Origin of the sequence: Bradyrhizobium sp. (assembly GCF_050014615.1) — a bacterium.
In the GTDB taxonomy this organism is placed as follows: domain Bacteria; phylum Pseudomonadota; class Alphaproteobacteria; order Rhizobiales; family Xanthobacteraceae; genus Bradyrhizobium.
The window spans coordinates 1-21,205 of the sequence record NZ_JBEKCZ010000006.1; the positions used below are offsets into that span (position 1 = coordinate 1).

Below are 21,205 nucleotides of genomic sequence, written 5' to 3' on the forward strand. Positions count from 1 at the left end.
GACGCCAGCATCGGGGCGTCAGAACCACACGACTTCTCCGTCCGTCTCACGCGCCGTTCGTTATCGGCGCTTCCACGTCCACCGCATCCTGACCCGCGTCCGTGACGATCGCGAACCGCCCCCTCTGTGGGACAGGACGGCGAGGAAAATAAAGTGATTTGGGGTCTTCGGAAAATCAGAATATTTTTGCAACGAGGGCTGGACACGGCGGGCGGTCAATGGCCCAGATGATTTGCCCGTCGGGCAACGGGGCGTAGGATCGATCGGGATAGTAGCGGCAACCGAATCGCGTTTGAAAATACCGCCAGCGATATTACCCGGGGAAAGGCAGAGCATGAATTTTCGCGTTTTGGTCGCCGGTGGCACCGGGCAGGTTGGGTCGGGACTGGTGCGGGCCCTGCTCGCTGCTGGCGCGTGCACGGAAGTGGTGATGGTCAATCGCCGGACTGTTCCTCTTGCTGCCGATGCGCGTCTGCGCCAGGTGATCATGGATACCGGTGCGGCAAATTTTTCCAGTGAGATCGCCGAACTTGCCAGGACCTGCAGCGCGCAGGGTGAACCGTTATATGCCACATCATGTATCGGCATCGGTAAAGGGAGCCAGCAATGGAGCGAGGAGGACATCAGGAAGCTGGAAATCGGCGTGGTCGGCGCGTTTGCGCGTGGCTGCCTGGCGGCGGGAATCGAACGATTCGGACTGCTTTCGGCAGCCGGGAGCAGCGCCAAGAGCCGGATTCGTTATGCCCGCATCATGGGCGAAAAAGAAGATGCGGTGCGGAGCCTCGGATTTAAACGTCTGGCCATTTTCCGCCCCGGCATCATTGCGGGTAATGCGCACACCCCGGAGTTTCTTGCTTGGCTGGGGCGTTTCGTTCCAGGTTCGTTTGGGACGATTGATCAGGACGATATCGGCCGGGCCTTTGTCGGTGAATTTCTCCACGGGCAGGACGGCACGACGATCCTGGAAAATGCCGCGATGAAGCAACGATCGCGGGCGCTTTAGAGGCAGCTTTGGCGGCACGAGCGAAACTTGCTCATGGGATTACGCCAAGCGCCTTCAGTTCGGCATTGGCGGCATCCCACTCGTTGAAACTGTGCGGGCAATCGCTTGCCGCCAGACGGAAAAGGCGAGTGGCTTCATCTTTCAACCCCTTGGTCAACGAAAGCTCCGCACTGTAAAAATTCGCCTCGCAGACCTGGCCCTTCTTCCTGGTGGCGTCCGCATCGTCCGCGGCAGCAAGCACAGCAGCAGGCGTCATCTGGTCCATGAACAACCTGATGACGGGGGCCGGCCAGACGGTCATGTCGATCCGGGAACTGGTTTGTGCCAGACGGCTCGGGAGATTGTTCCGCCGGCCGACGATATCGACCCACAGAGCGACGTAGGCATTTTCCGGCGCCTGCGCATTGGCCTGGTTAAAATCGGCCAGCGCCTTTTCGACTGAGCCGGCAAAGAGATATGAACGCCCGCGAGCAAAGTAGGCCAGGGAGGATTTCGGATTGAGCCGGATCGCCTCATTGTCGTCGGCGATAGCGCGCGCGAAGTCACCCTTGATGCTGAAGACGTCACCTCGACCGACGAAGGCCCTGCCGGATTTTGGATTAAGCCGGATCGCCTCATCGTAGTCGGCGATAGCGCGGTCGTTGTCGCCCTTGGCGCGATAAGCGACACCTCGACCGTTGAAGGCGCTGGCATCTTCGGGATCGATCCGGATCGCCTCACTGTAATCGGCGATGGCGCGGTCAGTATCGCCCTTTTCGAGAAAGGCGACAGCTCGATTGTGGAAGGCCATGCCGGATTTGGGATTGAGCCGGATCGCCTCATTGTAGTCGGCGATAGCGCGGTCGTTATCGCCCTTGTCGCTGTAGGCGTAACCCCGATGGTTGAAGGCCCTGGCGCGTTCGGGATCGAGCCGGATCGCCTCGTTGTAGTCGGCGATGGCGCGGTCGTTATCGCCCTTGTCGTGGTAGGCGCTGCCTCGATCGTCGAAGGCCATGGCGGATGTGGGATCGAGCCGGATCGCCTCAGTGAAATCGGCGACGGCGCGGTCGTTGTCGCCCTTGTCGCTAAAGGCGATACCTCGACCGAGGAAGGCCTTAGCGTGTGTTGGATCGAGCCGGATCGCCTCATTGTAGTCGGCGATGGCGCGGTCGTTGTCGCCCTTGTCGTGGTAGGCGCTACCTCGATTTTGGAAGGCCGTGGCGAAGGTAGGATCGATCCGGATCGCCTCATTGAAATCGGCTATGGCGCGGTCGTTGTCGCCCTTGTCGCTGTAGGCGTTACCTCGATTGCTGAATGCCATGGCGAATTCGGGGTCGAGCCGGATCGCCTCATTGTAGTCGGCGATGGCGTGGTCGTTGTCGCCCCGTTCGTTATAAGCGGCACCGCGATTGTTGAAGGGCATGGCCAATTTGGGATCGAGCCGGATCGCCTCATTCAAGTCGGCAATGGCGCGGTCGTTGTCGCCCTGTTCGTGATAAGCGGCAGCTCGATTGCTGTAGAAAGCCGCCAGATAGCGTCCTTTCCATTTCCCCGAATTGATGCTCCGAGTACAGTCAATGATCGCAGCCTCTGGGTCTTGCGGACTATCACACTGGTCAGCAGCGGCGGCTGAATAACTCAGGAATATCATGGCGGCAAAAAGCGCGCTCCAAGACCTCCAATCCGAGGGGCTCATGCAATCTCCGTCGAACTTTGGTATCCTGAGATAAGTATCGGTATTTGCTGTTCTGGTTCACATTCAACTGGACATGCACGACATTTCGCGTCGCTTGGCCTCGGCGCATTCTTTCCGCAATGCTGACGGGACGCGAATCCCGCCAGGCTCGACCTGATCGAAATCGTTGTTCAGTTGCTGTCGATGTCGTGGCGACAGTTTTTACGCGGAGCGTGTTCCGGGCGCGGAGCTGGTCAAGGCCTTCAATCAACTGCCGCTCAAGGTTCTCGCCAGCCCATCGCCCGACGGTCTCGGTCGACGAGCCGTATTCGTCTCGAGCGACCGTTTGAGCGAGCCTGCGCCTTATTCGGTGACGGCGTGAAGGATCAGCTTCTGTACCCGCCAATTGGCCGTTTCGGCGGCATAGATCAAATTTTCCGACGGGCATGCGAGCGCATGGGCACCGGAGAATTCCTTCAGCGCGCGTCCGGATTTGCCGATCACACCCAGCACCTTGCCGTCGAGCGCGACCTTGAAGATGCGTCCCGGGAAGGTTGTTTCGCCGACGAACATCACCTGGTTCGGTCCCGGCGTGATGCAGATCGAATTGGGCGCACCGATCACCTGGGTGAGGCGGTCGCCGGTCGGCGTGGCACCGTAGACGGCGCGCGTGGTCGTATCTGGCGGCACCGTGATAGCGAACATCCGCAGGAACTTGCCGTCGGTATCAAACACCTGGATGCGGTGGTTGCTGCGGTCGCCGACATAGACGTTGTCGTTGTTGTCGATGGCGATGGCGTGAGGCAAATGGAACTGGCCCGGCTCGGTGCCCGGCTCGCCCCATGACTTCACCCATTTGCCATGCATGTCGAACTTGGCGACCCGCGAATTGATGTAGCCGTCGCTGATGTAGGTGTTGCCCCTGGAGTCCCAGGCGACGTCGGTCGGCTCGCGGAACAGGCCGTCGACCGGCGGCAGCGGTGGATTGACGTGTTCCCACGGCTTGGCGTCGTCGGCGGATTCCTTGCGACGGCCGAACACCCATTGTACGCGGCCGGCCGGATTGAACTTGACGATCATGTCCGAGCCCTTGTCGATGGCCCAGATGTTGTCGTCCTTGTCGATGCGCACGCTGTGGGCGAAGGCCCAGGCGTAGAGGCCCTTGCCGATCTCGCGGACGAAATCGCCCTCGGCGGTGAATTCGAGAAGCTGCGCGGCGGTCGGCGCATAGGCCGGACCACTGGCGCTGTTCGAGCGCGTGAACACGAAGACGTGGCCCTTGGAGTTCACGGCCACGCCGGGCACCTCGCCAAAATTCATGCCGTCCGGCAGCTTCGGGAAATCCGCCACGGAATCGAAGGGGATCTGCGGAACGCTTTGCTGGGCAAGATTTTGCTGGGCAAGACCCGGCTGGACAAGACACGGCGCAGCCATCAGCATCAGGCCCGCGGTCAATAGCGCCTTCATGGAAACTCCTCCCTGTTTTCGATCGGGCACGCGGCCTGGCTTGCTACTCTATCACAGCAGTGGGCCGCCGAAACAACAGTCGCTATGCGTCCGTTGAAGACCTTTACACCCGATACATGAGAGCCAGTTTCCCTGGCAGCCGGCGGCTGCTCCCAAGTCTGCGAGACCTGGGAGCAGCAACGCTCACGTTGCTCGGGTTAGTGGGCAGCCGCTTTGGTAGACGCGTTCTGCGCGGCCTTTTCGATCAGAGCCGCGACGATCTTGGGATGCGAAAGGAACACAGCGTGGCTGGACGCGATCTCAGAGATCTCCGCATGCGTGCGCTCGGCCATCTGACGTTGCTGCGGTGGCGGGATCATCTTGTCCTGGGTGGTGAGAAGATACCAGGTCGGCTTGTCCTGCCAAGCCGGATGCGAGATTTTGCCGTCGAGCGCCGCAAGTCCCAACGGAGTTTGAGAGGCGGCCATGAACTCCGCGGCTTCAGCCGGGAGGTCGGCGGCAAAGGCGGCCGGAAATTTCGCCTTGTCGAGAAGCACCGAGTCATTTTCAGGCGGCAGGATAGGCGGCGCTGCAACGCCGGGGGGTGCGGCGGCGACCAACGAACCGAGGGATTCGCCTGCCGCCGGTGCATAGGCCGCGACATAGACCAGACCGGCGACCTTGGGATCATTGCCAGCTTCGGTGATGACAACTCCTCCATAGGAGTGCCCCACCAGAATGACGTCGCCCTTTGCATCCGCGATTGCCCGCTTGGCTGCGGAGACGTCTCCGTCGAGCGTAGCCGTGCTGTTTTGGACGATCGTAACGTCATAACCGCCCTTTTTCAGAATGTCGTAAACGGCCTTCCAACCTGAACCATCCACGAAGGCCCCGTGGACCAGCACGACGTTATGGATAGGGTTGGCAGCTTGCAGCGTTTTCATGGGATTGTCCTTTGCTCATGATGTCCAGTGCCGGGGGGCGACCGCGGCTTGAGGTCAAGCCGAAGCCCCCTCCCTCGATCCGATGCCGACTGGGGCGTATCAATCGTGGTGGGAGGGAAGGGCTACTGGGCCGACGCCTTTGCCGCCCGTTCGATCAAGCGAGCCACGTCATCCGGTTTGGAGATATACACCGCGTGGCTGCCCGGAACTTCGATGGTTTCGCTGCCGGCCCGCTTGGCCATGCTGCGCTCGAGATCGGGATTGATGTTGTGGTCGCGGGTCGCGACCAGCGCCCAGCTCTTCTTCTGGTGCCAGGCGGCGGCCGTCACCGGCGCGCCGCCGGCGGCCTTGGCCAGCATCATCTGGGAATGGGCCATGAAGTTCGCCTCGGGTTTCGCGACGTCGGCGGCGAAGTCGGCGGGGAAGGCTGATGGCTCGAGGTACAGGAAATCGTCCTTGGTGGCGCGCATGTCGTTGTTGGCGGCGGGGGCCGACGAGAGCAGGCTGACCGCACTCTCGCCCTGGTCGGGGATGAAAGCGGCGATGTAGACGAGGCCGACGACATTCGGCGCATTGCCCGCTTCGGTGATGACCACCCCGCCATAGCTGTGGCCGACCAGAACGGTCGGACCCTGTTGCAGATCCAGCACGCGTTTGGTCGCCGCGACGTCGTCGGCAAGCGAGGTCAGCGGCTCCTGCACCACGCTGACCGTATAGCCGTCCTTGCCAAGAATGTCGGCGACGCGCTGCCAGCCGGAACCATCGGCGAAGGCGCCGTGCACGAGGACGACGTTCTTGACCGGCTCGGCCCGCGCCGGGGCGACGGCAGCCGACAGAAGTGCGACCGCCGCGGCCGCGGCGGCAATGGATTTATTTGGCATCGCGCTCTCCTTCATTGTCATACCATTGTCATAGTTATTCAACCTGTAGGTTGAATAAAGCGTCGACTTGAAAAATTGTCAACCGTTGGGTAGAATATTTTGAATGGTTGAGATCGAAGCCCGCAAGCAAGCCGCTGCGCGCACCGCGCGCCTCGACGCGGTATTCGCCGCGTTAGCCGATCCGACGCGGCGGGCGATCATCGAACGGCTCTCACGCAGCGAAGCGCGCGTGACCGAGCTCGCCGAACCCTTCCCTATGTCTTTGAACGCGGTGTCGAAACATATCCGCGTGCTGGAAGCGAGCGGCGTGGTCGAGCGACGCAGGCAAGGGCGCGACCACATTCTCTCCATCAATGCCCATTCGCTGGACGAGGTCGACGGCTGGATCGAGCGGACGCGCCACTATTGGGAGAAGCGGCTGGACGCCATGGAGATCCTGCTGCGCGAGCTCAAGAAGGACCACAAATCGGGGCCAAAGGATCGCAAGCATGGATCGCGGTGACACCACGGGCCCGATCGTGCAGGTACGCCGGCGCGTGAAGGCCGGGGCGGAGCAGATCTTCGACCTGTGGACCAAACCCGATTTGATGGTTCGGTGGATGAGCCCCTTTCCGGGCACGGTCGATTGCAAGGCGAGCTGTGACCTGCGTCCTGGCGGAGCCTTCAGCCTTGTGATGTCATCGGAGCAGGCAAGCCGCGAAGTATCCGGCACCTATGTGCAAATCGACCGGCCGCGCAAGCTTGTGTTCACGTGGATGGGCCCGCTGACCAACAATGTGAATACGCTGGTCACCGTCGAACTCAATCCGCGCGGCGATGAAACCGACCTCGTGGTAACCCACGAGCGTCTGCCGACCCAGGCCATTCATGAAGGTCATACCAAGGGCTGGGGAAATATCCTGGACCATCTGGCGGACGCGGTTTCAAAAGACGCCTAGGTCGAAATTTCACATTCACCCGCGATGGCCTGCGTTGATCCGACGGGCGGCTCATTCGGCGGCGGCGACCGTTGGTTTTTTCGCGTCCGTGCCGGCGAGACGGACAACAGCGCCCGCCTCTATGGATTCTTGCGGGTTGTCGATCAGTCTATCGGTCAAGGACAGGCCGGATTGAATCTCGACGTAGTTGCCGAGATCGCGGCCCAGTCGCACGGGTTTCAGGACGACCTTGTTGTTGGCGTCGATCGCGGCCACGCGCATTCCATTTGTGCCGAAAATCAGCGCGGTGGACGGAATGCGCAACGTGTTGGGGTCGGAGGGAATGTGGAACTGTACTTCCGTGAAGGCGCCGGGCCACAGCTTCCCGTCCGGATTGTCTGCCTGCAGCTCGATCAGCGCGGTGCGGGAATTTTCCTCCAGCGCATTTGAGGTCGACGACAGCTCCGCCTCGAAAGTCTCCTGCTGGCCGGGCAGGTGAAGCGTCGCCTTGACGCCAGGCTTGAGGTCGCCAAGGAACGCTTGCGGGACATTCACAAAAATGCGCATGCGATGGATGTCGGCGAGCTGGTAAAGGGCCCTGCCCGACGTACCGCCGGCGTTGAGCAGATCGCCGATGTTGACGTTGCGCACTGTGACGACGCCGTCGAAGGGCGCCTTGATCTGTTCGAAGCCGGTCAGCTCCTGGAGCCTGTTCACCTCAGCCTCCTGGGCCGTCACATTGGCCTTGGCGACCGCCAACGCCGCGGTTCGCGAGGCCGCCGTCAAGCGATCAGTGTCGCCCTGTTCCAGGGTCGACCACCCCAGAGCGACGAGCCGCGCCGTCCGCCCGTTGGTCACCTGGCCGAGATCGGCGGTCGCCTGCGCCTGTTCGACAGCGGCCTGCAATTGAACGAACTGCGCCTTTGCCTGTTGAAGCTGCTGGTCGAGATCGGGCGCGGATATCGTGAGAAGCACGTCGCCCTTCTTCACATGCGCGCCAATATCGCTATGCCAGGCAGTCACGTAGCCGCTGGCGCGGGCGAACAGCGAACTGATATTGAAGGCGGCGACGTTTCCCGGCAGCAGCAACGGATGTTCTGAAGGACCGGGTTCAGCCTGAACGAGACGCACGGTCGGAATCGCTTGCTCGTCAGTCCAGGCTTTGACCTCCTGCTTGCTCCTGGCGCGATCGAGGATACCGAACGCGGCCAGGGCGATCGCGCAAACCGCAACGAAGCCCAGCAAAAACAGGATCCGGCGTGGCTTGCCGGGGCGGGCGGACGGTTCGGAAGACATGAGAGCTCCAGGTTAGGCGTGGGAAGGCGGATTGGCCGCCTCGGCGGGACGTGGTTGGCGTGCATGGGCGATACTGAACAACACCGGCACGAACACCAGCGTCGCGAAAGTAGCAAAAAGCAGGCCACCGATGACGGCGCGGCCGAGAGGCGCGTTCTGTCCGGGTTCGATCGCCATCGGCGCCATGCCGATGATCATGGCCAACGCCGTCATGATCACGGGCCTGAATCGCGTGCCGCCCGCCTCCATCGCGGCGGTCAGCGCGTCTTTGCCTTCCGAGAGCCGCTCGCGTGCGAAACTGACGACCAGAATGCTGTTGGCCGTGGCGACGCCCATGCACATGATCGCGCCGGTGAGAGCGGGCACGGACAGGGTCGTAAAGGTGAGGAACAGCATCCAGACGATGCCGGCCAGATCAGCAGATAGATCAGGGTGATCGACATCGCCAAACCGATAAACAACTGCCTGTATGCATCCGTCATGGTGCTTGCCTGACCCCGAATCGCAACGGTCGAACCTTTCGGCAGGTCCGCGCGGGAATCCTCGACGATTTTCTGCACATCGGCGGCGACGCTGCCAAGATCCTGGCCCTGCGTTGTCGCATAGATGTTGACGACAGGCCTGATATCGTAGCGTGAAACGACCGCGTCGACCGGCTCGGGCGAGAACGTTGCGAGGCCTCCCAGCAATTGGGTGGACTGGGCGGCGGACAATGGCAGGTTTTTGAGTTCTCCAAGCGTATCGATTTTATATTGCGGCGTTTGGACGGAAACCGGATAGGACACGCCATTTGCCGGATTGAGCCAGTAGGTCGGCGCCGTCTGCGTACTGCCCGACAGCGTCGCCTGAATGCTTGTAGCGGCATCGCCTTCCGTCAACCCGACGACGCCGGCGAGTTCGCGGTTGAAGTCGACTTTCAGCGCGGGGCTCTGGAATTGCTCCTGAATGCGGGAATCCGCCACGCCCGGGACGAAGCGGATCTTCGCAAGCAGCTTGTTCGCGAAGGCGCGGCTGGCATTGAGGTTGGCGCCGGCGATCTGAACATCGAGGGGCGCCGGCGAGCCGAAATTGAGGATCTGGGTGACGATATCCGCCGGGAGGAATGAGAACGTTGTGCCGGGAAAAGCCGCCGGCAGCTTCTCGCGCAGGGTCTTCACATAGGAATCTGTGGCGGTCTCCCCTTCGTTCAAGCTGACCGATATGTCGGCATCGAAGACGCCGATCGTGCCGGAACTTCCATATGAAATATTGATGCCGCTGTTCGGCAGACCAATATTGTCGACGATGCTCGCTATCCGATCGGGCGGTATCAGCGCGCGGATTTTCTGTTCGACCTGATCGGTCAAGCGCGTCGTTTCCTCGATTCTCGTTCCGGTTGGTGCGCGCATGTGAATTCTGATCGCGCCGGCATCGATCGAGGGGAAGAAATCCTGTCCAAGGAACGGAGCGAGGCCGAGGGATGCCAAGGCCACGCAGAGGAAGCCGCCGGCGAACCAGAAACGATACTGCAGCGCCAATTCCAGCAACCCCAGATAGCCTTGCCGCAATCGTTCGAAATAATGTTCGAACCCGTGTTGGAAGCGGGCGAAAAAGCCTTTCGGCGGCGGTCCGGCATCTTCCGAACGCGTCGAACCATGGTGCTGGTTGCGCAGCAGAAAATGCGCCATTGTCGGCACCAGCGTATAGGTCAAAATGTAAGAGGCGATCATCGCGAAGACGACCGCCATCGCCAACGGTCGGAACAGGTAACCGGCGACCCCGCCAAGCGAAAGCAACGGTACGAAAGCGATGCAGATGCAAAACAGCGCTATCGTCGCCGGAGCCATGATTTCCTGCGCGCCGTGAGTGATGGCCGTCAGGATGTCTTCGCCCTGCTCCTCCATGTGCCGATTGATGTTTTCGATGGTGACCGTCGCATCGTCGACCAGAATACCGACCGCGAGCGCTAGACCACCGAGCGTCATTACATTGATCGTCTGGCCAAGCACCGAAAGCGCGATCAGCGAGCTAAGCACCGCCAGCGGTATCGAAACGGTAATGATGAAGGTCGAGCGCCAACTGCCGAGAAAGACCAGGATCATGAAGCCGGTCAGCGCGGCCGCAATAACTCCTTCGCGAACGACCGCCGCGACGGAGGATCTGACGAAGCCCGACTGATCGGCGACATATTTGAGATCGACCCCGTCCGGAAGGGTAGCCTGAATGGCCGGCAAGCGCGCTTTTACGCTGGCAATGATGTCGAGGGTCGAGGCGGAACCGATCTTCAGCACCGACATCAGCACGCCCTTGCGGCCATCCGACCGCACGACATTGGTCTGCGGCGGCGAACCATTGTGGACATGAGCGACGTCGCGGATGAAGACCACCACGCCGTTGACCACTTTAATCGGCAGATTATCGAAATCTTCAATGGCTTTCGGAGAATCGTTGAGGTCGATGATGTATTCGTAGGAACCGATCTTTTCGGTGCCGACCGGAGTGATCAGGTTCTGCCGGGCGAGGGCGTTGCCGACGTCGGTCGCCGAGAGGCTGTGGGCGCGCAGGGCATTTTGGTCGAGGTCGATCTGCACCTGCCGGGGGGCGCCGCCATAGGCGTTTGGCAACTGGACGCCTGCGATCGTCGCAAGCGCGGGCCTGATGAAATTCGTGGCGAGATCGTTGAGCGCCGTCTGGGAGAGGGTGTCGCTCGACAACGCCAGTTGGATGATCGGAACGCTTGAAGCGTCGTAAACCAGCAGGAACGGCGGGGTGATGCCGGAAGGAAGTTGCTTCAAGACGGTTTGAGATATCGATGTGACCTGTGCCTGGGCGGCGCTGATGTTCACAGTCGGCTGGAAGAAGACTTTAACGACGCCGTAGCCGGGAAGCGACTGCGACTCGATATGCTCGATGTCATTGACGGTCGTCGATAGCGAGCGTTCGTAGATCGCGACGATGCGGTTCGCCATATCGTCCGGCGGCAAGCCGGTATAGCTCCATATGACGGAGATGACCGGGATGTTGATATTCGGAAAAATATCGGTCGGCGTGCCAAACATCGAGCGCACGCCAAAAATTGCGATCAGGATCGCCATGACGACGAAGGTGTAAGGACGCGCAAGAGCTAACCGAACAATAGCACTCATGAGGCAGAGCCCTGAATTTGAAGGTCGCACCGTTTAACGCTAACGACGATACGTCGAAGCGCCCCGCCTGGCGCGGCCGCCGCGGCGGGCGGATCAGCACGAAACGGCCCTGAATCATCAGGCCCAACCCGCTTCCACCATACCCGGCTGCCAAACAAGGCCCAAACGCAGGTGCGTAATCGTTGAATTGGACTGATGGAACCCTGCTCCGCAATGGTCGAACGGCGCAGCGATGATAGCGCGCATAGGGCGCCTGCGGACATTAAACAATCGGTAACGTCGAGCGAATCTTCAACGTCGCACAAGGCGCCGTTTCAAAACAGCGGCGGCACTTCCCCGACCTTGATCGGGCCCAGATACACCGTGCCGTCGACAAAACGCAGCGGGAAGGATCGCGCCTTCTTGCCCTCCAGCACCGCTTCCTTGCCGAGCGCGTTGATGCCGGCGGCGACGCCGACATTGACGTTTTGCTTGACCACCTGGCCGAGGCCGGGAATCGCCCGGTCCAGCGCGCCGAGCAGATTGTGGACATCCTTCGTCTTGACGCCGGGTGCTACGCGATCGAGCGTCGCCTGCGGCACGCCGTCATCGAGCATTTTTTCAAGGCCGAGCGCCGGAATCACCTTCTCGATGCCGGCCACCGTCATCTGCAACTCGCCGTCGAGACGCCCCTGCGCGGTCAGCCCGAGCGTGCCGGCGGCGACCGCGACCAGATCGCCCTGCACGATCCGCGACTGCACGATCTCGACATGCCCGCCGGCGGCCTGAATTTCGCGAAACCGTTCGGGCCAGGGTTTTGGCGCCAGATCCTTCAGGCCGCTCAGCATCGTGCGGATGTCGGCGTCGAACGGCTGCGCCAGCAGCGGATGCACCTCCTGCACGCTGCCGCCTTCGATCTTCAGCACGGTCTCGATCACGGGGCGATCGAGCGGCGCGCCCTCGGCAACACGGCCATGCAGTTCGATATGGGTCGCGCGCGCCAGCGGTGTGAGCGCCGGTCCATTGATGCGATCGACCGACGGGTCATCGAACACGATCGAGGCGCGCTGCGGAATGGCCGGCAATCCCACCACGCTCGAGCGGGCCGTGCGCCAGTTCACCCGCATCCAAGGTGTTCCGCCGCGATCGGAGATCGTCGCCGGTGCGGTGAATTCCGCGATCAGCAGTTTCGGATCATAGACCTGCGCGACCACCAGGATTTCGCCCAGATTGGCCGTGACCGGCGCCTGCGTCGCGGCCTGCCCCGCGGTCTGCGACTGCAATGAGACGCTGGCGCCGTCGCAGCGGACTTCGAGGCGGAACGGAAAGCCGGCCACCGAACGTCTGGCGCAATCATAGACCCGGCCGGATTTCGCCTCCTGCGCGCGCCAGGCGTCGGCTTTCACATCGACCTGTGAGGCGGCATAGAACCAGAACGCGCTCCACCCCACAGCGGCGATCAGGAGCAGGACGGGCATGATGAAAAGGCGCCAAAGCGGGCGCCGGCGCGGCGCGAGGGTGATATCGGACATCGGAGTGCTTTGGCCAATGATTTTGTCAATAAAGCGATGCGCCGGGCCACCAACAGGTTAACGCATTTTCACAAAGCATGAATTTCTGCTAGAGCATGATTCAACTGCGTTGAATCATGCTCGTCGTCCATCTTCTTGTTTGAGCATGATCTTTTCGGAAAACCGGTTCCCACTTTTCCGGATCATGCTCCAGGCGTGCACGCGATGTCAGTCGAAATCCCCTCCGAAACGGAACTTTCCGAAGCCGACCCTAAAGCCGATCTGTGGGTGTTCGGCTACGGGTCACTGATGTGGCGGCCGGGTTTCGAATTCGTCGAGCAGGTTCCGGCGCGGCTGATCGGCGAGCACCGCGCGCTGTGCGTCTATTCGTTCGACCACCGCGGGACGCCGGAAAAACCCGGCCTCGTGCTCGGCCTCGACCGCGGCGGCGCCTGCCGCGGCATCGCCTTTCGGGTCGCGGCAGCGCGACGCCGCGACACCGTCGACTATCTGCGCAGCCGCGAGCAGACCACCCATGTCTATCGCGAAGTGATGCGCTCGGTCTGGCTGGAGAACGAAGCCCGGCAGCGCGTCAGCGCACTCGCCTATGTGGTCGATCGCGGTCACATCCAATATGCCGGCAGGCTGTCGCTGGGCGAACAGCTGCGCTACGTCCAGCAGGGGCACGGCCGTTCCGGAAACAACCGCGACTATGTGCTGTCGACCGTGAAGTCGATCGAGGCGCAGGGCTTTCGTGATCCGCAATTGCATCAACTGGCACTGATGCTGCACGACGACACGCCGCTGCATCGGTGATGACACCCTGAACGACAGGCGCGAACAGCCTTACGCCTTCGCCGACACGCGATCGGGCACCCGGCCGAACAATTGCGCCTGCTCGCCGCGCGCGACCTCGACCAGCCGGTTGGTGGCGTCTTCGATCACGGTGGAGACCCGCGCGATGAATTCGCGGCGCGACAGGCCTGATGGCAAGGGATCGAGAAATTCGACCACCAGCGTTCCCGGATATCGCATGAACGTCCGGCGCGGCCAGAACAGTCCCGAATTGAGCGCCACCGGCACGCAGGGCACGCCGCTATCAACATAGATCTGCGCGACGCCGGTCTTGTAATGCGGCGGCGCATCGACGGGGGTTCGGGTGCCTTCCGGGAAAATAATCAACTGACGGCCGCGCCGCACTTCCTCGCCGGCGCGGCGCGCCATATTCAACAGCGCGCGCCCACCGGCGCTTCGATCGACCCCGATCATATCAGACTTGATCAGATACCAGCCGAACAGCGGAATCCATTTCAACTCGCGCTTGAGGATAAACAGCGGCTGATCGAAGAACTGCAGCAGCGCGAAGGTTTCCCACATCGACTGATGTTTCGAGGCGACGATCAATGGCCCCTTCGGAATCTTTTCGAGCCCGCGATATTCCACTTTGGTGTTGCAGATCACGCGCATCAGCCAGATGCTGCTGCGCGCCCAGTTTCGCGCAATGTTCATGATCGCCCAGCGCGGCATCAGGTAGGTCGGAATCCCCAGGATCACCCAGAATGCCAGCACCAGATAGAACAGCACGTTGTAGACCAGCGAACGCAAGAAGATCGAAACCATCGAAAACCCGATCAGTTGGCTTGTCAGTTGGCTTGAGCCGTGGCCGGGCGGCGCGGCGCGAGGGATCCGGTCGGCTGCTCCGCGAGTTCGGGCGTCAGTTCGAGACCGGCGTCCGCCAGACGCACCCGCACCTCGGCGGCGACATATTTGACATATTCCGATAGCAGCAGCCGCACCGTCGCGCCACTGGTCCACCACGGCTCGTCGCGCCATTTGTCGCCGACCACCGCGAATGGAATCAGCGCGATATCAGGCATCGCGTGTGACAATTCGACGATGGCGCGGGGCATATGATAATTCGATGTCACCACGATCAGCGACTTGAAGCCGCGCTCGTGCACCCAGCGCCGCGTCTCCGCCGCATTGCTGCGGGTATTGACGGCGGAGTAGTCAAGATCGACGCAGCACCCCAACAGCGACTGGTTGTCCGACAGCGACCGGGAAATGTCGCTGGCGGCATTGGTCGGATGGACCCCGGAGATCAAAAGCCGCTTGCCATAGCCGTCGGCCAGCAATTCCATCGCATCGGAGACCCGCGACGATCCGCCGGTCAGCACCACGATGCCGTCGGCGTGGCGGGCCGGCTTGATCTCGGCGCCGCGCAATTGCGAGAGAAACCCGACGAAGCCGATCGCGGCGGCCACGAACACGATCGCCAGCGCCGCCACGATCGTCGCGCGCAGCCAGCTGCGCGCAACGGCGATCGGCGGCTTTGGCGATGTATCGTCCGGTGGCAGGTTCATGCTGGTCTGGCGATCCTTCCGCGTTCAAGTCTAGAGGCTTTTGCGACGAAGTGGAGTCCGGCTGGCGCGATATGCCGGCAAACCGCGCCAGTCCAACCCATCTTAGTCCAACCCGTCTTACTCAATGTCATCGAGCGTGGCGAACAGCGTTCGCCGCGACGCCCAGGCGGTGATCGCGGCGATCAGCACCGCCTGCGCCGCCAGCACCAGATAGCCAGACGGGCGTAACGAAAACGTCCCAAGCAACGCCACGAACTGGTCCCCGACCGGGGTGCCCGAGAACCAGCCGGCAATCGATTCGGAGAACCCGAACATCAGCATCGCGATGCCGCCGCCGATCACGCCGCCCTGCAGGCCCAGCCGCAGAAAATGCCGCAGGAACCGGTTCGCGATGTAGCGATCGCCGGCCCCCACGAAGTGCAGGACTTCGACGATCGGGCGATTGGCCGCCATCGCGCCGCGTGTCGCGAACGATACCGAGATGATGGTCGCGACAATCACCAGGGCCAGGATCCCGATGCCGGCGATGACGGTGGCGCCGGTCATCGACCGCATCCGCTCGATCCAGGCACGGTGATCGTCGACGCTGGCCGATGGCGACGCCGCGCTGACCCGGCGGCGCAGCGCGGCCAGGTCGAGCGCGGTTCCCGGCTGGACCCGCGCGACAATCACGCGCGGCACCGGCAGATCGTCGAGCGACAATCCGCTGCCGAGCCAGGGCTCCAGCAGTTTGGCGGATTCATCCTTGGTGAATGGCCTGATCTCGATGATGCCGGACTGCGCCCGCATCGCTTCGGTGACCGCGGCGGTGTCGCGGTCGATATCGCGCCCGGGCGCGGGACGCACCTGAATGGTGATTTCGCTGGCGACTTCCGACTGCCACTCCGACGCCGACGCGCTGATCAAAAGCACCGTACCGGTGGTAATCGACGCCAGGAACGTCATGATGGCGACCACGGCCACCAGTGCGCGGCCGGCGATCGAGGCGCGGGGCACGATCGGCGACAGATTGCGCGCCCGCGCCGGCACCTGCGGGCGCTCCCGCCCGAGATCCACCAACGGTCCGTGCTGGTCGTCGGTCCTACTCATAGATGTGCAGCCGTCCCTGATGCAGCACCAGCCGGCGCGCCTCATACTGATCCATCAGCGTGATGTCGTGGGTCGCGATAATGACCGCGGTGCCGGACTTGTTGAGCTCGATGAACAGCCGCAACAGACGCCGCCCCAGGGTCGGATCGACATTGCCGGTCGGCTCGTCCGCCAGCAGCAGATGCGGCCGCGAGATCACGGCGCGCGCGATCGCGGCCCGCTGCTTCTCGCCGCCGGACAGGATCGGCGGCAACGCGTCCATGCGCTCGCCGAGGCCGACCCATTTCAGGAGATCGATCACCTCCTTGCGATAGCTCGATTCTTCCCGGCCCATCACCCGGAACGGCAGCGCCACGTTTTCATAGGTGGTCATGTGATCGAGCAGCCGGAAATCCTGCAGCACGATCCCGATCCGCTTGCGCAGATCGGCGATTTCATCCTTGCCGAGCAGCGAGACGTCCTGGCCGAACAGATTGACCAGGCCGCGGGTCGGCCGCAGCGACAAAAACAACAGCCGCAGCAGCGAGGTCTTGCCGGCGCCGGAGGGGCCGGTGAGGAACTGGAAGGAATGGGCGGGGATCAGGAAATTAAGGTCGCGCAGAATCTCCGGGCCAAGCCCGTATCGCAATCCGACATTTTCGAACCGAACCAAGCTCAGCTCCGTTCGATGTGGGGCGCGACCGGAAACCGGAAAACCGCCGCCCCCTCAGCATCCTGGCCGGGCCGCGGCCACGAACCCAACAAAGCGGTTGTGCTTTGGTTATGGTTTCCGATTCGTTAACGGTCGTCTTGTAGCATTCTATGGCCCCGTTTCCGAAGTTCGCAAACCCTGCCGCATCCTGGTGGAGATTGGCTCCATGCACATCGTCTGCCCCCATTGTACGACGTCCTATGCCATTAATCTGGCTACCCTGGGCGCGGCTGGCCGCACCGTGCGCTGCTCCCGCTGCAAGGAAGTCTGGCTGGCGCGGCCGGAAGACGCGATCGAAATCGCCGCCCAGGTCCCCGCCATGGCGCAAGCCGAAAATCAGGATGCCGCCGCCGAATGGGACGCCCTGGCGCGCGAAGACGGCAGTCAGGAACAGGAAACCCCTGAGGTCGACAGCCCGTCGATATCGGGCGACTGGCCCGACGAAGAAGGCTCGCCCGATTCTGGCAAGGCCGACTGGGCGTCGATGGCCCAAGACGACGGAGACGACGAGGCCGCCGGGGCCGCCCGCCCGCGACGGCTGTCGCGGCTGCAGAAGCTCTTGGGACCGGTAGCGCGCTTGGGGACATCGGGAAAATCCCCCATCGGCCTGCCCACGGCCTGCGCCGCGATGGGCGCGCTGGTGCTGGCGCTGGTCATCTGGCGCGTCGACGTGGTGCGGCTGCTGCCGCAGACCGCCGGTTTCTACAAGATGGTCGGCCTCGACGTGAATCTGCGCGGGTTGATGTTCAAGGACGTCAAGATCACCTCCGAGACGGTGGAAGGCAAACCGGTGCTGGTGATCGAGGGCGTCATCGTCGGCGAGACCAGCAAGCCGGTCGAATTGCCGCGGCTGCGTTTCAGCGTGCGCGACGCCCAGGGCGCCGAAATCTACGCCTGGAACGCGGTGCTGGAGCAGCCGATTCTGCGGCCGGGCGAAAAAGCCTGGTTCAAGTCGCGGCTGGCATCGCCGCCCCCCGAAGGGCGCAATATCGATGTACGCTTCTTCAGCAAGCGTGATCTGGCCGGCGGCAATATATAGACAGGGCCGTCCGGTGCCGCTTGTGAAACAGGTGCTTCGATGCCGCGCGTGCTGATTGCCGACGATGAAGAGTCCATGCGCACGCTGGTGGCGCGCGCCATCGCCATGGATGGCCACGACACCGTCACCGCCGAAGATGGCGCCGAAGCGCTGGAGATCCTCAACCGCGAACACGGCGCGTTCGATCTCCTGCTCACCGACATCCAGATGCCCGTGATGGACGGGATCGCGCTGGCGCTGGCGGCCGCGCGCGATTTTCCCGATCTGACGATTTTATTGATGACGGGATTCGCCGCCCAGCGCGAGCGCGCCTCCGGCCTCAACGCCATCGTGCATGACGTCATCACCAAGCCGTTTTCGGTGGCCGATATCCGCACCGCGGTGGCGGATGCGCTGGCGGCAAGGAAGAACGGTTAGGAGAGAGCTTAAACGAGGCTGCATCCTCGCCTCGTCATACCCCGCGAAAGCGGGGTATCCAGTACGCCGCGGCTTATCGATTTGAATACTACTGTCTCTGGAATACTGGATCGCCCGCTTTCGCGGGCGATGACGACCGAAGAGGATTGACGCCTAATAATCCTTGAGCAGCCGCTCGATGTAATCGAGCTCGATCTGCGGACGCTGCGGATCGGCGAGGCGGCGGCGCAGTTCTTCCAGAATCCGGCGCACCCGCTGCACATCGATTTCACCGGGAATCTTCACCGTCAGGTCGTCGCCGAATTCGCGCCCGTGCAGCGGCCGACCCAGGGGATCGCTCTGGTTGCCGCCGCTCTGCTGCCGTCCGGCGCGATTGCCGGGGCCATCGCCCTGGCCGTCGCCATCGCCCTGCTGCATCGCTTCGGCGAGATTCTGGGCGCCCTTGCGCAGCGCATCCAGCGCCTTGCCTTGGGAATCCACGGCGCCATCGGCATTGCCCTCGCCGAGCTTGCCGCCGGCGTCGCCCATCGCGCTATCGGCCTCGCCGAGGCCGTCCTCGCCGTCACCGGCTTGCGGATCGCCGTCCTGACCTTGCTGGCCCTGCTGGCCTTGTTGGCCCTGCTGCCCCTTCTCGCCGCGCTGGCCCTGCCCCATGCCGCGTTTGGCAAGCTGTTCCTGCAATTTCTTGAGCCGGTCACGCAGGCCCTGCTGGTCCTGCTGCAGGTCGCCCAGATTTTGATCGCCCTTGCCGTGCAGCCGGTCGCGCCGCGAATCCTGGCCCTGCTTGAAGGTCTTGTCGCGCAACTGCTGCTGCTTGCGGATCATGTCGCCGAGTTCGTTCAGCGCCTGCTCCATGTCGCCTTCGCCGGATTGGCCGGGCTGCGCCATTTGCAGGTTTTCCAGCATCTGCTGCAGCTGTTCGAGCAACTGCTTGGCGGACTCCTTGTCGCCGGAGCGCGACAGCCGCTCCATGCGCTCGATCATGTTGTTGAGATCCTGCTGGCGCATCACCCTGGTATTGGGATCGAGCGGCCGCGCCAATTGCTGCGGATTGTTGCGCAGCTGCTCGGCGAGCTGGCGCATGAAATTGTCCAGCGCGGCGCGTAGGTCCTGGGTGAGCTTCTTGATCTCTTCGTCGCTGGCGCCGTTTTCCAGCGCCTGCTTGAGCGCCTCCTGCGCGGCCCGCAGGGCCTTGTCGACATCGGTGATGTCGCCATCCTCGATGGTGACGGCGAGCGCCCACAGGCTGGCAACGACCTCGCGCATGGCATCGTCGGTACGCGCGGCCTCGAGCTGACGCGCGACGCTGTAGAGGCCGAGATACTGGCCGGTCTCGGGCATGAACAGGTCAGGCGCGATCATCAGCGCATCGAGCGCGTCATAGACCTGCCCGTTCTGATTGGCGTCGAGCGCCAGAATACGGCGCTGCTCGATCAGCGCCCGCGCCAGCGGCTTGGTGAACAGCCGCTCCGGCAGTCGCAGGTTGAACGGCTCGCTGCGGCCCTCATTGCCGGCCTCGTCCTTGGCCGTCAGGGTCAGCGTCACATCGGCGCCGGCGTAGGGATCCTCGCTGAGATCCTTGACGGTCTGGCCGACGCCATTGCGCGTCCGCGCATTGGGAAGCACCAGCGGAAATTGCGGCGGCTCAAACAGCGGCCGCGCTTCGGCGCCATCCTTCGCAGCACCCGCGCGGCGGACGAACAGCGCCCGCGCTTCGGTGACGCCGTAATCGTCCTCGATCTTGTAGGACATCTGCAGCGAGCCGCGGGCCTGCCGCTCCGGATCCTTCGCCAGCGCAATGGTCGGGGTGCGGTCGGGAATGGCGCTGAATTTCCATTGCGGCTGACCCGAGGGCGCGCGGACATGCACCGTGCCGTCGCCGGCGATGGTGAAATGCCGCTCATTGGTGCCCTTGGGCGCCTGCTCGGCCACCACCGCCTCGGTCACGCCACCGCCGGCGACCACGTCGAGCGTGCCGCCGCTGGAGCGCACGATCAGCGTACTGCCCGCCGGAACCGGCAACGGTCCCGCCGCGGGCAAAGCGGCTTCCTTGTTCGCCGCCGACAGAATGATCGGTGGCTTGCCGGTATAAAGTGGCGGTGTCACCCAGGCATCGACCCTGACATTGGCCGGCGCCAAAACGCCGTTCCAGTCGAACGCCGCCGCGACCCGCATCACCCGCTCGTCTCCGGCAGCCACATAGGCCGCGACCATCATCACCGCGATCAGCGCGCGCAGCGCCCAGGGATCGTGGATCGCCAGCCGCGGCGACGGCAGGCCGGCACGGATGCGCTTGATCGATGCCAAGGTGCGTTCGCGCTGCGCCTGCCACAGCGCCAGGGCGACCGGATCCTGCGTGCCCAGCGTATCGGTCAGCGCGGTCGCCGGGCGATGGCGAATGCCGGTGCCGCGGTCGAGCCGGCTCAGGCCCTCCTGGCGGCTCGGCCAGCGAAACCGCAACAGCGGAAACAGGGCGCCCAGCGCCAGAATCACGAACAGGATGAGCCCGATGGCGCGGGCGAGGAACGGCAGCGCCAGCCACAATCCAACCCAGGATACCACCAGGAACAGTCCAACGACCGTCAAAAGCCGGGCCAGATGCGGCCAGAACCGCTCCCACGCGATGGCATATTGAGCCCGCTGCAGGGCCTGTGTTAGCTGCAGCCGTGCGACGGCATCAGGGTCGCGTGCTGGCTCCGACGGGTCGGGGGTGGTGCCGCTCAACAAACTCTCCAGGTTGCCGAAGCAGCAACCCTAACACAACGGCGGCAGTGAGGCACCTGTCCAGGACGGGGAACCCACACCCGAAAATACGCATAGCACGAAGGCGTGACGGGGGGACGCCGACCC

17 protein-coding genes and 1 pseudogene are annotated in these 21,205 nt (G+C 62.9%); 6 read left to right on the forward strand and 12 right to left on the reverse strand.

Annotation, left to right across the window (positions count from 1 at the left end; genetic code table 11):
* Window positions 1-334: 334 nt before the first annotated feature.
* Window positions 335-1,003, forward strand: a complete 669-nt coding sequence (locus ABR948_RS01740; protein ID WP_428113597.1) for an NAD-dependent epimerase/dehydratase family protein — start codon at window positions 335-337, stop codon at window positions 1,001-1,003.
* A 31-nt stretch (window positions 1,004-1,034) separates the two neighbouring features.
* Here the strand turns inward: ABR948_RS01740 and ABR948_RS01745 are convergent, their stop codons facing one another.
* The 4 genes from ABR948_RS01745 to ABR948_RS01760 form a co-directional block, all read right to left on the reverse strand.
* A complete protein-coding gene (locus ABR948_RS01745; protein WP_428113599.1) occupies window positions 1,035-2,678 on the reverse strand; it encodes a tetratricopeptide repeat protein in 1,644 nt (547 codons plus the stop codon).
* A 342-nt stretch (window positions 2,679-3,020) separates the two neighbouring features.
* Window positions 3,021-4,124, reverse strand: a complete 1,104-nt coding sequence (locus ABR948_RS01750; RefSeq protein WP_428113601.1) for a peptidyl-alpha-hydroxyglycine alpha-amidating lyase family protein — start codon at window positions 4,122-4,124, stop codon at window positions 3,021-3,023.
* Between the two features lie 197 nt (window positions 4,125-4,321).
* On the reverse strand, window positions 4,322-5,047 hold the full coding sequence (locus ABR948_RS01755; protein WP_428113603.1) for an alpha/beta hydrolase: 726 nt from the start codon (window positions 5,045-5,047) through the stop codon (window positions 4,322-4,324).
* A 122-nt stretch (window positions 5,048-5,169) separates the two neighbouring features.
* Entirely contained in the window at window positions 5,170-5,928 is a 759-nt protein-coding gene (locus ABR948_RS01760; RefSeq protein ID WP_428113605.1) for an alpha/beta fold hydrolase, read from the reverse strand.
* Between the two features lie 103 nt (window positions 5,929-6,031).
* On the opposite strand from ABR948_RS01760, the gene ABR948_RS01765 reads away from it, so the two are divergent.
* Together ABR948_RS01765 and ABR948_RS01770 are read left to right on the forward strand one after the other, a co-directional pair.
* Window positions 6,032-6,430 carry an ArsR/SmtB family transcription factor gene (locus ABR948_RS01765; protein ID WP_428113607.1) on the forward strand — a complete coding sequence of 133 codons (399 nt, stop codon included), beginning with the start codon at window positions 6,032-6,034 and terminating at the stop codon, window positions 6,428-6,430.
* Window positions 6,417-6,866 carry an SRPBCC family protein gene (locus ABR948_RS01770; RefSeq protein ID WP_428113609.1) on the forward strand — a complete coding sequence of 150 codons (450 nt, stop codon included), beginning with the start codon at window positions 6,417-6,419 and terminating at the stop codon, window positions 6,864-6,866. The genes ABR948_RS01765 and ABR948_RS01770 overlap by 14 nt, the downstream gene beginning before the upstream one ends.
* Before the next feature lie 51 nt (window positions 6,867-6,917).
* On the opposite strand, the gene ABR948_RS01775 is transcribed toward ABR948_RS01770, so the two are convergent.
* From ABR948_RS01775 to ABR948_RS01785, 3 genes and pseudogenes are all read right to left on the reverse strand, one after another.
* The gene (locus ABR948_RS01775; RefSeq protein ID WP_428113611.1) at window positions 6,918-8,141 is read right to left on the reverse strand and encodes an efflux RND transporter periplasmic adaptor subunit; all 1,224 of its coding nucleotides are present in this window, start codon (window positions 8,139-8,141) and stop codon (window positions 6,918-6,920) included.
* A 12-nt stretch (window positions 8,142-8,153) separates the two neighbouring features.
* Window positions 8,154-11,266, reverse strand: a pseudogene (locus ABR948_RS01780) (efflux RND transporter permease subunit).
* Window positions 11,267-11,580: 314 nt separating this feature from the next.
* On the reverse strand, window positions 11,581-12,777 hold the full coding sequence (locus ABR948_RS01785) for a DUF2125 domain-containing protein (RefSeq protein WP_428113613.1): 1,197 nt from the start codon (window positions 12,775-12,777) through the stop codon (window positions 11,581-11,583).
* Between the two features lie 204 nt (window positions 12,778-12,981).
* Here ABR948_RS01785 and ABR948_RS01790 point away from each other — a divergent pair, with 204 nt between their 5' ends.
* Window positions 12,982-13,572, forward strand: a complete 591-nt coding sequence (locus tag ABR948_RS01790; protein ID WP_428113615.1) for a gamma-glutamylcyclotransferase — start codon at window positions 12,982-12,984, stop codon at window positions 13,570-13,572.
* 30 nt (window positions 13,573-13,602) lie between these two features.
* Here the strand turns inward: ABR948_RS01790 and ABR948_RS01795 are convergent, their stop codons facing one another.
* From ABR948_RS01795 to ftsE, 4 genes are all read right to left on the reverse strand, one after another.
* On the reverse strand, window positions 13,603-14,376 hold the full coding sequence (locus tag ABR948_RS01795; protein ID WP_428113616.1) for a lysophospholipid acyltransferase family protein: 774 nt from the start codon (window positions 14,374-14,376) through the stop codon (window positions 13,603-13,605).
* 23 nt (window positions 14,377-14,399) lie between these two features.
* Window positions 14,400-15,119 (reverse strand): YdcF family protein, encoded by a 720-nt coding sequence (locus ABR948_RS01800; protein ID WP_428113617.1) that lies wholly within the window; start codon window positions 15,117-15,119, stop codon window positions 14,400-14,402.
* Window positions 15,120-15,236: 117 nt separating this feature from the next.
* Window positions 15,237-16,208, reverse strand: a complete 972-nt coding sequence (locus ABR948_RS01805) for a cell division protein FtsX (protein ID WP_428113619.1) — start codon at window positions 16,206-16,208, stop codon at window positions 15,237-15,239.
* On the reverse strand, window positions 16,201-16,860 hold the full coding sequence (gene ftsE / locus ABR948_RS01810; protein WP_428113621.1) for a cell division ATP-binding protein FtsE: 660 nt from the start codon (window positions 16,858-16,860) through the stop codon (window positions 16,201-16,203). Before ftsE ends, ABR948_RS01805 begins: the two co-directional genes overlap by 8 nt.
* Window positions 16,861-17,065: 205 nt before the next feature.
* On the opposite strand from ftsE, the gene ABR948_RS01815 reads away from it, so the two are divergent.
* A complete protein-coding gene (locus tag ABR948_RS01815) occupies window positions 17,066-17,938 on the forward strand; it encodes an MJ0042-type zinc finger domain-containing protein (RefSeq protein WP_428113623.1) in 873 nt (290 codons plus the stop codon).
* Between the two features lie 39 nt (window positions 17,939-17,977).
* Entirely contained in the window at window positions 17,978-18,355 is a 378-nt protein-coding gene (locus ABR948_RS01820) for a response regulator (protein ID WP_428113624.1), read from the forward strand.
* A gap of 153 nt (window positions 18,356-18,508) precedes the next feature.
* Here ABR948_RS01820 and ABR948_RS01825 read toward each other — a convergent pair whose 3' ends face one another.
* On the reverse strand, window positions 18,509-21,079 hold the full coding sequence (locus ABR948_RS01825; protein WP_428113626.1) for a TIGR02302 family protein: 2,571 nt from the start codon (window positions 21,077-21,079) through the stop codon (window positions 18,509-18,511).
* Window positions 21,080-21,205: the final 126 nt, after the last annotated feature.